This is a genomic window from Sneathia sanguinegens (genome assembly GCF_001517935.1).
Lineage (GTDB): Bacteria > Fusobacteriota > Fusobacteriia > Fusobacteriales > Leptotrichiaceae > Sneathia > Sneathia sanguinegens.
Map to the genome: position 1 here is coordinate 91,008 of NZ_LOQF01000001.1, position 13,623 is coordinate 104,630.

Consider the following 13,623-nt stretch of genomic DNA (forward strand, 5'->3'; position numbering starts at 1 on the left):
TTCAAGGTATAATTTACTAGCTATGATTAAATATAGGAGGGAAAGTTAATGAAAAAAATTTTAGCTTTTATGGGAACTGTGTTAACATTGATAACATTAGTTTCATGTAAACCTAAAGAAGAAGCAAAGGCAGCTGATACTAAAGCTCCAGCAAATGCTAAGAAAGTTGCTATTGTTTATTCAACAGGTGGTAAAGGAGATAAATCATTCAATGATTCAGCATATCGTGGATTACAAATGGCAAAAGACAAATTAGGTATTGAATTTAGTGAATACGAACCTAAAGATCCTTCAGCTGAAGCACAAAATCAATTATTCCAATATGCTGAAAAAGGTGAATATGAATTAATAATTGGTGTTGGATTTACAATGAAAGATGCTGTAGTAGCAGCAGCAAAAGCATTTCCAGATCAAAAATTTGCATTAGTAGATGACGAAATATCAGATTTACCAAATGTAGTTTCTCTATTATTTAAAGAACAAGAAGGATCATTCTTACTTGGTGCAATGTCAGCAATGGTTACAAAGACAAATACTTTAGGATTTGTTGGTGGAGTTGAAGCCCCAGTTATTTGGAGATTCCAAGCTGGATTTGAACAAGGTGCAAAATATGTTAATCCAAATATTAAAATCTTACCAGTATTCATAAATGGTAATAATCCATTTAATGATCCACAAACTGCTAAGACTTTAACAGAAACTTTAATTGGTAAAAATGCAGATATAGTATTCCAAGTAGCAGGAGCATCTGGTTCAGGAGTATTCCAAGCAGCTAAAGAAAAGGGAGTTTATGCTTTAGGTGTTGACTCAAATCAAGATGGTGAAGAACCAGGAGTTATCTTAACATCAATGGTTAAAAGAGTTGACAATGCTGTATTTAATCAAATTAAAGACACTTTAGATGGTAATTTCAAATCTGGAATTAAATACTTTGGATTAAAAGAAGATGGTGTTGGAACTACAGACTTTGAATTTAGTAAGAAAGTTGTTACAGAAGAAATAAGAAATAAGATTAAAGAAATAGCTGAAAAGATTAAATCAGGAGAAATAAAAGTTTCAGACAAAGTTCAAAAATAGAACCTAAATGGAAAAAACAGCTTATGCTGTTTTTTCTTTTCTTGAAAGGATAGACATGAGAATCGTTGATATTATTCAAAATAAAAGAGACAATATTGAATTAACAAAAGAAGAAATAGATTTTTTACTTGATGAATGTCAAGCACAAAGAGTACCAGATTACCAATTATCTGCATTCTTGATGGCTACATATTTTAATGGAATGACAGATAAAGAATTAATAGAATTTACATTGAAAATGCGTGATTCAGGAGATATCATTAAATTTGATAAAATAAATAAATTTTTAGTTGATAAACATAGTACTGGAGGGGTTGGAGATAAAGTTACAGTAGTTATAGCTCCAATAATAGCAGCATTAGGTATGGCAACAGCAAAATTATCTGGTAAGGGCTTAGGTCATACTGGAGGTACAATAGACAAATTTGAATCTATAAAGAATTTTAAGTTCTCTAGTACAAAAGAAGAATTAATGGATATAGCAAATAAAACAGGTATAGGACTTATGGGATATAGTGATAAAATAGTTCCACTTGATAAAAAAATATATTCATTAAGAGATGTTAGTGCAACAGTGCCATCTATCCCACTTATAGCAAGTAGTATAATGAGTAAGAAACTAGCAGTAGAAGCTAATATAATAATATTAGATGTTAAAGTTGGTGATGGAGCTTTTATGAAAGATATAGAACATGCAAAAGAACTTGCTAGAAGAATGATAACAATAGGAAAAGGAGCAAAAAGACATACCAATGTAGTTTTATCTAATATGGATGAACCTTTAGGAAGAAATATAGGTAATGCCAATGAAATAATAGAAGGTATTGAAGCTTTAAAAGGTAATATAATGCCAGATTTAAAAGAAGTAGTTTATACTATAGTTGGTCTTGCATTAAAGGCATATGGTAAGGTTAAATCTATTAAAGAGGCTGAACCTTTAATAGATGAAGTTATAAGCTCAGGAAAGGCTTTAGAAAAATTAGCTGATTTTATTGAACAAAGTGGTGGAGATAGAAATTTAGTTAATGATTATAGTCTATTACCAAAAGCAAAAAATTTATATCAAGTTAGAGCTCAAAAATCTGGTTATGTAAAGAAGATAAAGACAGAAGAAATAGGTAAGGCAGCTATGGTAATAGGTGCAGGAAGAGCAACAAAGGAATCTATAATTGATCATAGTGTTGGATTAAAGGTAATAAAAAAGGTTGCAGATAAAGTAGAAAAGGGAGAAGTTATCTGCGAAATAGAATATAATTCAGATGAATTCTTAAAAGAATCTGAAAATTTAATCCAAGATTCTTATGTTATATCAGAAGAAAAGGTTAATGAACCTAAAACAATATTAGAAATAATAGAATAGAAAGAGACAAGATAAAATGGAAATAAACAAATATATTGATCATACAGTATTAAAAGCTACAACAACACCTAAGGATATAGAAAAACTTTGTAATGAAGCAAAGGAATATAAATTTTATTCTGTGTGTGTTAATGGTTGTTATGTGTCATTATGTAAAAAATTATTAGTTAATACAGAAGTTAAGGTAGCAGCTGTTATAGGTTTTCCTTTAGGAGCAATGTCTACAGAAGCAAAAGTATATGAAGCAAAGAAATGTATAGAAGATGGTGCAAATGAAATAGACATGGTTATAAATGTTGGAATGTTAAAAGCAAAAGAATATGACTATGTAAGAGAAGAAATAAGACAAATAAAAGAAGCTATAGGGACTAATGTATTAAAAGTAATAATAGAAACTTGTTATTTGACAGATGATGAAAAGGTAAAAGCTTGCGAATTAGCAGTAGAAGCTAAGGCAGACTTTGTAAAGACTTCAACTGGCTTTGGAACAAATGGTGCAACATTTGAAGATGTTACTTTAATGAAAAAAACTGTAGGAAATAGAGCAAAGGTCAAGGCATCTGGGGGAGTAAAAACTTATGAAACAGCTGTTAAATATATTGAATTAGGAGCTGAAAGATTAGGAACTTCATCAGGTATACAAATTATGAATAAAAAGTAGGAGGATAAAATGGCAACACCACATTTAGGAGCAAATAAAGGAGATATTGCAGAAATAGTCTTATTACCAGGAGATCCATTAAGAGCAAAATATATAGCTGAAACATTTTTGGAAGATGTACATCAATATACAAATGTAAGAGGAATGTTAGGATTTACAGGTACATATAAGGGAAAAAGAGTATCTGTTCAAGGAACAGGTATGGGAGTACCTTCAATAGGAATTTATGTAAATGAATTAATTATAGAATATGGTTGTAAAATTTTAATGAGAATAGGGACAGCTGGTTCTACTCATGAAAGTGTAAAAATTAGAGATGTAGTTTTAGCAATGTCAAGTTCAACAGATTCAGCTATTAATAAATTAAGATTTAATGGAGCAGATTATGCACCTTGTGCAGATTCAGATTTATTTATTACTGCATATAATATTGCAAAAGAAAAAGGTATTAATGTTAAAGCAGGTAATATCTTAACAAGTGATACTTTCTACAATGATAAGCCAGATTCATGGAAGCATTGGTCAGAATTTGGAGTTTTATGTGTTGAAATGGAAACAGCTCAATTATATACTTTAGCTGCTAAATATAATGTTAAGGCATTGACTTTACTAACAATAAGTGATTCATTGGTTACAGGTGAAAGTACTACAGCAGAAGAAAGACAATTAACATTTAATGATATGATAATTACAGCATTGGAGACAGCACGAAAATTTTAATAAAGAGGGTAGATAAACATGGTACATGAAAAATATATAGAAAAAGCCAATAAATTATTGGAAAAGGCTTATGTTCCTTATTCAAAGTTTTCAGTTGCAGCTATTGTTATAGATCAAGATGGAAATGAGTATGAAGGAGTAAATGTTGAAAATGCAGCATATGGACTATGTTTGTGTGCAGAAAGAAATGCTATAACTACAGGAGTTACAAAAAATTTAAAAAAGATTAAGGCAATTTATATAACTGGAAAGACACAAGAACCTATTAGTCCTTGTGGTTCATGTAGACAGGTTATAGCAGAATTTGGAGATGAAAATACTAGGATAATTTTAGGAACTTCAAATAATAAAAAGTATAGTGAATATACATTAGAAGGAATAATACCTTATTATTTTTCTTCTCATTCAATGACAAAAAAATAGTAGCATTTGCTACTATTTTTTAGTCTATATTTTTTTCTTTTTTTAATGTTGGGAAGAGAATAACATCTCTTATTGACATAGAATTAGTTAATAACATAGTTAATCTATCTATACCTATACCAAGTCCACCAGCAGGAGGCATTCCATATTCTAAAGCTCTAATATAGTCTAAATCCATATCACAAGCTTCGTCATCTCCTTGTTGTTTTTTCTTAACTTGATCTTCAAATCTAGCTTTTTGTTCAATAGGATCATTTAATTCTGAATAAGCATTACCATATTCACGACCTGTTATAAATAATTCAAATCTATCTACCCAATCTTCACTTTTATATGAATTCTTTGAAAGTGGAGAAATTTCCTTTGGATAAGTTGTAATAAAAGTAGGATTAATAAGGGTTTCTTCTACTTTTTCTTCAAATAAAAGATTTAATATACCATATTTAGTGTATTTAACTTTTTCGTCTAATTCTATACCTAAATTTTTTGCAAAATCTACAGCTTCTTCATCATTTGAAATAGCATTTATATCAAAACCAGTTTTTTCTTTAACAATATCGCTCATGGTAACACGACGCCAAGGTTTAGCTAAATTTATACTTTTTCCTTCATATTCAATTTCATATTTACCATATAATTTAAAGGTAAGTGATGAGATTAAATCTTCAGCAAGATTCATCATAGTATTAAAATCAGCATAAGCTTGATATAGTTCCATCATTGTAAACTCAGGATTATGTTTGATTGAGATACCCTCATTTCTGAAAGAACGATTTATTTCAAATATTTTTTCAAAGCCTCCTACAAGTAATCTTTTAAGATAAAGTTCTGGAGCTATTCTTAGATACATTTCTTGATCTAAGGCATTATGATATGTAATAAAAGGTTTAGCAGCAGCTCCACCAGCAATAGGATGTAACATTGGTGTTTCTACTTCATAAAAACCTTTTGAACTAAGATAATTTCTAATAAATTTAATTATCTCAAATCTTTTTTTCATAGTATCCATTACTTCATCATTCATTATTAAATCTACATATCTTTGTCTATATCTTAATTCAACATCAGAAAGACCATGGAATTTGTCAGGAAGAGGTCTAGTATTTTTAGATAAAATAACATATTTTATAGCTCTTAAAGTTAATTCTCCTGTTTGAGTATAAAAAAGTTTACCTTCGATACCTATAAAATCTCCAACACTCATATTTTTGAAAATTTCATATTCGCTTTCTCCAACTTCAGCCTTATTAACATAAATTTGTATTTTACCACTATCGTCTTTTAAATGAGCAAAGCCATTTTTACCTATTCTTCTATAAGAAACTAGTCTACCGGCAGTAATAAAGATTCTATTTTCATCATCTTTATTAGAAATAATATCTTTAATAGTATCCTTTTTATCAAAAAATCTACCATAGGGTTCTAAGCCCATATCACGCAATTCTTTAACTTTTTTTAATTTTTCACCCATGATATAGCTTGTTTTTTGTTCAGCCATTATTATTTTTCTCCTTTAATAATAATTTTATAGAAATAAAGCAAAGAAATTCATCGGACATTGAATATTCTTTTGCCCTGATTTCAATAAAATTATTGTATTTTTTTAAAAATGTTGTTATTATTTTTGTTTCAATTAGAGTAGAATTTAATTTTAAACTTGATTTTGTAGAGTTATTTAATGAAAAAATTTTTTTATAACTTATGTCTGCAAGTTTTTCTATAATCAATTCTTGTTCATTTAGGCAAAGTTTTAAATTTTCATTCTTACAAATATATGTGTTTTCACTTATTTTTTCAAAAAATAAATCAGTTAATTCAACATTTTCTTTTGCTTTATTGTAATAGATAAAAGAACTTTTAATAGAAATAAGCATAAATTATTCACTATCTAATAGATCGTTGATGAAATTATCATCATCTTCAAAATCATTTGCTTTATTATCAACATTTGAATTATTATCATCTTCATAATCATAAGTAAAATCTGGTTTATCGTCTTCAACGAAATTATCAAATTCATCATTATCATTATTATTACCTTCTATGAATTTTGTTTCATATTCATAATCATCATCGATTTCACCAAAATCTGTATCTTCATCTAAGGCCATTCTTTGATAATAGTCAAATACTAATTCTTCATTGTCTTCATCTAGTAAATAAAGTTCTTCTTCATCTTCATCCACTCTAAATGCTCTTTTTTGTCCATATTCACTTTCTGCTATAATATATTCAGTATCTTTTATTTTAACAGTTCCTATGCAAGTAAAATATTCTAATTCTCCATTAATAGTGTAAGTAAACTCATCATCGTATGAGTACATTGTAACCTCCATTATTTGTGATATTTTATATTTTTAGATATACAAATAGCTCTATATATCTGTTCTAATAGGATGAGTCTAAATAATTGATGTGGGAAGGTTAATTTTGAAAAAGCTAATAAGTAGTCCGCCTTCTCTTTTACTTCTCTACTAACGCCCCTAGAACCTCCTATTATAAAGGATATTTCACTGTAATTTAATGTTAAATCAAATAATTTATTAGATAATTCTATTGAATCTATAAATTTACCTTTTAGATCTAAAAGAATATTATATGATTTAGTTTTAGAAAGATATGCTAAAATCTTGTCAGATTCTTTTTTTATAGCAGTAGAATTATCTACTTCTTCCTGTAATTCAATAATATTTAAATTAATATATTTAGATAAGCGTTTAGAAAATTCAGCTATTCCATCTATAATATATTTTTCTTTAATTTTGCCAATGGCAATAATATTAATTTTCAACATAAAAATATCCTACTTTAATTATTATACATATTTTAAAAAAAAATACAAGTAAAATTTATATTTTTCTTTTTGATAATTTATCTAAATAATTTTTTGTAATACTTGATATAATAGGTCTACCATGAGGACAGTTAAATTTATTAATTTCATGTATCCTTTTTACGAGATCTTTCATTTCTGGCATTGATAATTTTTGACCTGCCATAATAGAATAACGACAAGCCATAGAAATTATTACTTTTTCTCTAATATCGGTTAAAGTTTTATTGGACATTAAACATTCTATTATACTTTTTATTATCTTTTCATTTGTAGTACGAAGTTCAAAATCAGGAACAGCTCGTAATACAATTTCATTTTCAGATAATTCATCAATTTCAAAACAAAAATCAGAAAAAATTTGTATATTATTAAATAATATATTTTTTTCAGTTAATGATAATTCAAATACTTCAGGTATCAATAATTGTTTTTTTGTCATTGTTTGATTATAATATTTTTCTTTTAAGGCTTCATAATTAAGTCTTTCATGTAAGGCGTGTTGATCATAAAAATCAATACTATCTTTTTTTTGAACAACAATATATGTATCAAAGACTTGAGCTAAAATATTATATGATTTGTTTTCTTCAATAGTATCAGTATAAGAAAATAGTTCTTGAACTTTAGCTTCACTATGTTTAAAAGTATTTTCTTCTAAGACCTGTGAAACCTGTGTTGTTTTAGGTATAGAAGAAATAGTATAATTTTTTCTATCGTCTTCATAGAAAAAATCTTCTATAGCCTTTCTAATTTGTCTGTAGACTATTTTATCATCTGAAAATTTAATAATCTTTTTTGAAGGATGTACATTTACATCAATTTCCGAAGGATTAATATCATATAAGATTATTGCAAAAGGGTATTTATGTTTCATAAGTTTTGTATAATAACCATCAATTACACTTCTTTCTATAATATTAGATTTACAATATCTCTTATTTATAAAGGTATAAATATAATTTTTAGAACCTCTATATATTTCTTGATTACCTAAATAACCATATTTGAATTTTTTTAAATTTCTATAAATATTTTTTCCTAATAATTCTATTATTGCATTATCAAGAGAAGTACCTGAACTTGAAAAAATAACTTTATCATCTATTATTAATTTTGTAGCTATTTCAAAATTAGCTAGGGCAAGTTTAAGTAAAATATCTTTTATAGCAGTTAATTCAGTTTGTTCTTTTCTTAAAAATTTTTTTCTTGCAGGGGTATTATAGAACAAATCTCTTATTTCAATAATAGTACCAGTCTTCATTGCAACATCTGAAGAATTTACAATATTTCCCCCAAATATTGATATTTTTAAACCTAATTTGTTAGTTTCAGTTTTGGAAGAAATATTCATTTTTGAAACTGCAGCTATAGATGCTAAAGCCTCACCACGAAAGCCATAGGTATTTAGATTGAAAATATCTTCTTTTGTATGTAATTTTGAAGTAGCATGTCGCTCTATACATAAGAAAAGGTCTTCTTTTACCATTCCTATACCATCATCTAGTATTTTAAAATAACTAAGATCAGATTTAATATGAATTTCTATATTCTTTGCCTGTGCATCTATACTATTTTCATAAAGTTCTTTTATCATAGAAGCTGGATTGTCAACTACTTCACCAGCAGCTATAATATTTGAAACATTTTCATCAAGTATTTTTATAATACTCATAATTCACCTCAAAAAAAAACTAGAGCTAGTACAAAATTTTTGGCTGCCTTTTACAATAAGACAAGTGGCAGGTATTTAATAGATATGTACAGAATCCGTTTAAGCTCATTGTCTTTCGTGATTAACCTGAGGCATATCTATCAGGGATCCCTCCAGTAAATATGAGTAAAGCCCAAAAATTAGTAGTACTCTTAGCTCTAGCTTATAATTAATTATAACAATTAAAAATAAAATTGTCTATAATTTTTTTAATTGTAAGTCTTTTTCTAATTGTGTAAGATCTACATCAGCTGGAGCACCAGTTAATAAATCTTGTCCCTTATTTGTTTTAGGGAAAGGAATAACTTCCTTTATTGAATTTTCTTTTAGCATAACCATTAGCCATCTATCCAAACCGAAGGCTATACCACCATGAGGTGGAACTCCATATTTTAAGGCTTCTAATAAGAAACCGAATTTATCAATTTGTTGTTCTTTTGAAATTAGTAGTCTATCAAATACAAGAGATTGTAATTTAGAATCATGTATTCTAATACCTCCTCCACCAATTTCAAAACCATTTAAGACAAGGTCATAGGTATCAGATTTAATATTTGCTAAGTCATTTTTTTCAAGTAAGTCTATATCAGCTTTTTTTAACATAGTGAAAGGATGATGACAAGCCTTATATCTATTTTCTTCTTCACTAAATTCAAACATAGGGAAGTCTACTATCCATAAGAAATTAAATTTGTTTTTATCAATTAAATTAAGTTCTTCAGCAATTTTAAGTCTTAGTGCTGAAAGAGAACTAAGAACTATTTCTTTTTTACCTGAAATAATTAGGGCTGTTTGATTATTTTTTAAATTCAATTTTTTTTCTAAATTTTTAATAGTATCTTCATCAAAAAATTTAAGTATAGAAGAATTTAATTCATCATTTTCTTTTTTTATAAAGGCAAGACCTTTAGCTTTGAAATATGTTTTTACATAATCTTCATAGTCTTTTATATTTTTTCTTGAAAATATTTTATCGCAAACTATAGCTTTTATATATTCAGCTTCATCAAAGATAGAAAAGCCTTTATTTTTTACACAATCTTTTATATCAATTAATTTCATATCAAATCTTGTATCAGGTTTGTCACAACCATAAAATTCCATTGCATCATCATAAGACATTTTAGGGAAGTCATAATTTGCTTCAAGACCTGTCACATCATGAAAAACTTTTTTAGCTAATTTTTCAATAATATTCATAATATCTTCTTGTTCTACAAAAGACATTTCTATATCTACTTGAGTAAATTCAGGTTGTCTATCAGCTCTTAAATCTTCATCTCTAAAACATTTTGCAAGTTGATAATACTTATCAAGACCAGCTATCATAAGAGTTTGTTTAAATAATTGTGGAGATTGAGGAAGAGCATAAAAACTACCTTTTTGTATTCTTGATGGAACAATAAAATCACGAGCACCTTCTGGGGTAGCCTTAGCAAGAACAGGTGTATCTAAGTCCAAAAAGCCATTATTATTTAAAAATTCTCTTATAGAAAAAAGCATAGTATTTCTTTTTATTAAATTATTTAACATACGAGGTTTTCTTAAATCAAGATATCTATATTTTAATCTAAGATTTTCATTGCTTGTTTCAGTATCATTAATTTCAAAAGGTAAAGCTTTAGCCTCACTTAAAATATTAATATTAGTTGCAAGAACTTCTATATCACCAGTAGCCAATTTTGGGTTTTTTGAAGTTCTTTCTTGAACCAAACCTGTAATTTGTAAAACAAATTCATTTTTAATATTCTTAACTTTTTCAATTAAATCTTCTTTTATTAAAATTTGTGTTATGCCATATCTATCACGAAGATCTATAAAGGCAAAAGCACCTAAATTTCTGATTGTATTAACCCAACCAGCTAAGGTTACTGTAGAACCACAATCTTTTAGTCTTAATTCATTTAATTTATGTGTTCTATACATTTTCCAAAACTCCTTTCAATTCAGTTAATGGAACTGTTATTTGTTGACCATCTTTAAAGTTTTTAATAGATATTTCCCTATTTTTTTGTTCATTTTCTCCAAGTATAAGAACAATATCAGCATTTAACTTGTTAGCTTTTTTCATTTGAGAACTGAAATTCTTAATAGAGTATTCATAACAAATTTCGTAATTAATATTCTTTAATTCTTCTAAAATATCAAATAAATAGTCCTTAGTTTCTTCAAAATATGCTATAAATATTTTATGCTTAGGCTTAGGTAATAATGTTTCATCAAGTAAAAGCATTATTCTTTCGATACCTGCTGCAAAACCTATAGCTGGTACAGATTTATTTGATAGATATTCTATTAATTTATCATATCTACCTCCACCTAAGACAGTTGCTTGAGCACCAAGTAAATTAGATTTAATTTCAAATACTGTATCAGAGTAATAATCAAGACCTCTAACTAATTTATCATTTATGATATAATTAATTTTAAATTTATTAAGATAATTTAAAACTTTGTCAAAATATTCTTTGCTTTCTTCGTCAAAATAATCATGAAGTTTTGGGGCATTAGCTACAATTTCATCATCTTCCTTTGAATCAAGGACTCTTAATGGATTTTTATAGCATCTAACTTTTGAATTTTCAGATAAAGCTTCATAATTAGCTATTAAATATTTTTGAAGGTCAGCAATATATTTTTTACGAGATTCGATATTTCCTAAGCTATTTATTTCTACAGTTAAATTTTTAATACCTAATTTTTCTAAAAATTCACAAGCAATAGAAATTATTTGTGCATCAAGAAAAGGATCTCTTACTCCAAAACATTCAAGACCTGTTTGGTAAAATTCTCTATAACGACCTTTTTGAGGTGCTTCATAACGGTACATTGGACCATAATAATACCATTTAGTAATATTTTGAACATTATATAATTTTGCTTCAAGAAAAGCACGAACTGAACTTGCAGTTCCTTCTGGTCTTAGGGCAACTTCACGCCCTCCTTTATCAGTGAAAGAATACATTTCCTTAGAAACAACATCTGTTTCATCTCCAACACTTCTTTTGAATAGTGCTAATTCTTCAAGTATAGGAGTTATAAGGCGAGAATAACCATATTTTTTAAAGACACTATCTGCAGTATTAGTTATAAATTCAAATTTTTGCATATCTAAATAGTGAATATCCTTCATACCTTTTAAAATTTGTATCATACCAATATCTCCTCTTTTACAAATTTCATTATATCTTTTTGAATATCATCAATACTTCTTAAAGAAGAAGCATCAATGCAATTTACAATTTTCATATCATATAGTTTTGCAATTTTAATTGCAACGGTATATGCACGCTTTTTTTGTTCTTCATCAGCTTCTAAAATATCTTTTGTTGAAGAACCATCTATTTTATTTTTTCTATTTTTTAAGATTTTATTAGAAAATTCATAAGGCATATCTAATAAAATCATTAAATCAGGTTTTGGAAGAGCAAATTTATTCCACTCTAAATCAATTAACCAATTATTATATTCCATGAATTTATTTTCATCATCTATTCTATTAGCCTGATGAATAATATTTGAAATTGTATATCTATCAGCTATAATAATATAGCCTTCATTATATAGCTTTTCCCAATCAGACTTAAATGAGGCGTATCTATCTATGGCGAAGAAGCTAGAAGATGCAAAAATATTTACATCTTCATTTTTACCAAATTCTCCATTTAGATACATTTTGACTGGTTCACAAGCAGGACTGTTATAATTAGGGAAGCTAATTTTAGCTACTTTTAGCCCTAAATTAATTAGATTTTTGTATAAATAATCAGTTTGAGTTTGCTTACCACAACCATCAGTACCTTCTATAACTATTAATTTTCCTTTTATCATAATAAATTTATACCTGCTTTTTCACAATTATCTTCAATATCTTTAGTCCATATTGAAGCTTGAACTTCACCAATGTGTGCAGCTTTTAAGAAGAGCATACATATTCTTGATTGACCTATACCTCCACCAATAGTTAAAGGTAGTTGATCAGAAAGTAACATTTCATGGAATTTTGATAGAGTAGTTATGCCAGCCTTAGCTAATTGTTCTTTTAAGGCAGTCTTATCAACTCTTATACCCATAGAAGACAATTCAAAAGCAATATCAAGAACTTCATTGTAGACAATAATATCTCCATTCAATTTCCAATCGTCATAATCTGGAGCACGACCATCGTGTTTTTCACCATTAGTCAATAAATCTCCAATTTGCATTATAAATACAGAACCGTATTTTTTAACAATTTCTTTTTCTCTTTCTTTAGGATCTAAAGTAGGATATAGATCAAGTAATTCTTGTGAAGTAATAAAATGTATTTCATCTGTTAAAAAAGGCTTGTAGTTAGGAATTTTTTTACAAAGCATTTCTTGAGTACGAAGAAAAACAGAATATATTTTTTTAACCATGTGTTGTAAAAATTCAATATTTCTATTTTCTTTTGTAATTATAGCTTCCCAATCCCATTGATCTACATAAATAGAATGAAGATTGTCTAGTTCTTCATCACGACGAATAGCATTCATATCTGTATAAATACCATAACCAGTTTTAACACCATATCTTTTTAAAGCATATCTTTTCCATTTTGCAAGAGAATGTACAATTTCTATTTCCTTTGCAGGATCTTCTAACATTTCAAAACGAACAGGTCTTTCAACACCATTTAAATTATCATTTAAACCTGTATCAGTTCTTACAAAAAGTGGGGCTGAAATTCTTGTTAATTTAAGTTCTTTTGCTAATTCAATTTCAAAAAAATCTTTTATAATTTTAATTAATATTTCAGTTTCAAGTATAGTTCTTTTTGATTTGTATCCAGCGGGTATTAATGTTTTTGACATAAG

General features: G+C 27.5%; 14 protein-coding genes. 5 read left to right on the plus strand and 9 right to left on the minus strand.

Annotated features, from left to right (window positions below):
* The first annotated feature begins 48 nt into the window (after window positions 1-48).
* Genes AWT65_RS00425 through cdd form a run of 5 tightly spaced genes read left to right on the plus strand, consistent with a single transcriptional unit; the run spans window position 49 to window position 4,241 of the window.
* Entirely contained in the window at window positions 49-1,077 is a 1,029-nt protein-coding gene (locus tag AWT65_RS00425; RefSeq protein WP_066728195.1) for a BMP family lipoprotein, read from the plus strand.
* A 55-nt stretch (window positions 1,078-1,132) separates the two neighbouring features.
* Entirely contained in the window at window positions 1,133-2,437 is a 1,305-nt protein-coding gene (locus AWT65_RS00430; RefSeq protein WP_066728197.1) for a thymidine phosphorylase, read from the plus strand.
* Window positions 2,438-2,453: 16 nt separating this feature from the next.
* A complete protein-coding gene (deoC, locus tag AWT65_RS00435; RefSeq protein WP_066728199.1) occupies window positions 2,454-3,098 on the plus strand; it encodes a deoxyribose-phosphate aldolase in 645 nt (214 codons plus the stop codon).
* A gap of 9 nt (window positions 3,099-3,107) precedes the next feature.
* Entirely contained in the window at window positions 3,108-3,818 is a 711-nt protein-coding gene (gene deoD / locus AWT65_RS00440) for a purine-nucleoside phosphorylase (protein ID WP_066728201.1), read from the plus strand.
* An 18-nt stretch (window positions 3,819-3,836) separates the two neighbouring features.
* Window positions 3,837-4,241 carry a cytidine deaminase gene (cdd, locus tag AWT65_RS00445; protein ID WP_066728204.1) on the plus strand — a complete coding sequence of 135 codons (405 nt, stop codon included), beginning with the start codon at window positions 3,837-3,839 and terminating at the stop codon, window positions 4,239-4,241.
* Window positions 4,242-4,260: 19 nt separating this feature from the next.
* On the opposite strand, the gene lysS is transcribed toward cdd, so the two are convergent.
* From lysS to asnA, 9 genes are all read right to left on the minus strand, one after another.
* The gene (lysS, locus tag AWT65_RS00450) at window positions 4,261-5,739 is read right to left on the minus strand and encodes a lysine--tRNA ligase (protein ID WP_066728206.1); all 1,479 of its coding nucleotides are present in this window, start codon (window positions 5,737-5,739) and stop codon (window positions 4,261-4,263) included.
* Window positions 5,732-6,115 (minus strand): hypothetical protein, encoded by a 384-nt coding sequence (locus AWT65_RS00455; protein WP_066728207.1) that lies wholly within the window; start codon window positions 6,113-6,115, stop codon window positions 5,732-5,734. Before AWT65_RS00455 ends, lysS begins: the two co-directional genes overlap by 8 nt.
* A 3-nt stretch (window positions 6,116-6,118) precedes the next feature.
* Window positions 6,119-6,565 (minus strand): hypothetical protein, encoded by a 447-nt coding sequence (locus tag AWT65_RS00460; RefSeq protein ID WP_066728210.1) that lies wholly within the window; start codon window positions 6,563-6,565, stop codon window positions 6,119-6,121.
* Window positions 6,566-6,576: 11 nt separating this feature from the next.
* The gene (locus AWT65_RS00465; protein WP_066728367.1) at window positions 6,577-7,032 is read right to left on the minus strand and encodes a 23S rRNA (pseudouridine(1915)-N(3))-methyltransferase RlmH; all 456 of its coding nucleotides are present in this window, start codon (window positions 7,030-7,032) and stop codon (window positions 6,577-6,579) included.
* 58 nt (window positions 7,033-7,090) lie between these two features.
* Entirely contained in the window at window positions 7,091-8,749 is a 1,659-nt protein-coding gene (gene mutL, locus AWT65_RS00470) for a DNA mismatch repair endonuclease MutL (RefSeq protein ID WP_066728212.1), read from the minus strand.
* A gap of 237 nt (window positions 8,750-8,986) precedes the next feature.
* On the minus strand, window positions 8,987-10,714 hold the full coding sequence (gene aspS / locus AWT65_RS00475) for an aspartate--tRNA ligase (protein ID WP_066728214.1): 1,728 nt from the start codon (window positions 10,712-10,714) through the stop codon (window positions 8,987-8,989).
* Window positions 10,707-11,942 (minus strand): histidine--tRNA ligase, encoded by a 1,236-nt coding sequence (gene hisS, locus AWT65_RS00480; protein WP_066728216.1) that lies wholly within the window; start codon window positions 11,940-11,942, stop codon window positions 10,707-10,709. The genes aspS and hisS overlap by 8 nt, the downstream gene beginning before the upstream one ends.
* A complete protein-coding gene (locus AWT65_RS00485) occupies window positions 11,939-12,619 on the minus strand; it encodes a dTMP kinase (RefSeq protein WP_066728218.1) in 681 nt (226 codons plus the stop codon). The genes hisS and AWT65_RS00485 overlap by 4 nt, the downstream gene beginning before the upstream one ends.
* Window positions 12,616-13,620, minus strand: a complete 1,005-nt coding sequence (asnA, locus tag AWT65_RS00490) for an aspartate--ammonia ligase (protein WP_066728220.1) — start codon at window positions 13,618-13,620, stop codon at window positions 12,616-12,618. The genes AWT65_RS00485 and asnA overlap by 4 nt, the downstream gene beginning before the upstream one ends.
* Window positions 13,621-13,623: the final 3 nt, after the last annotated feature.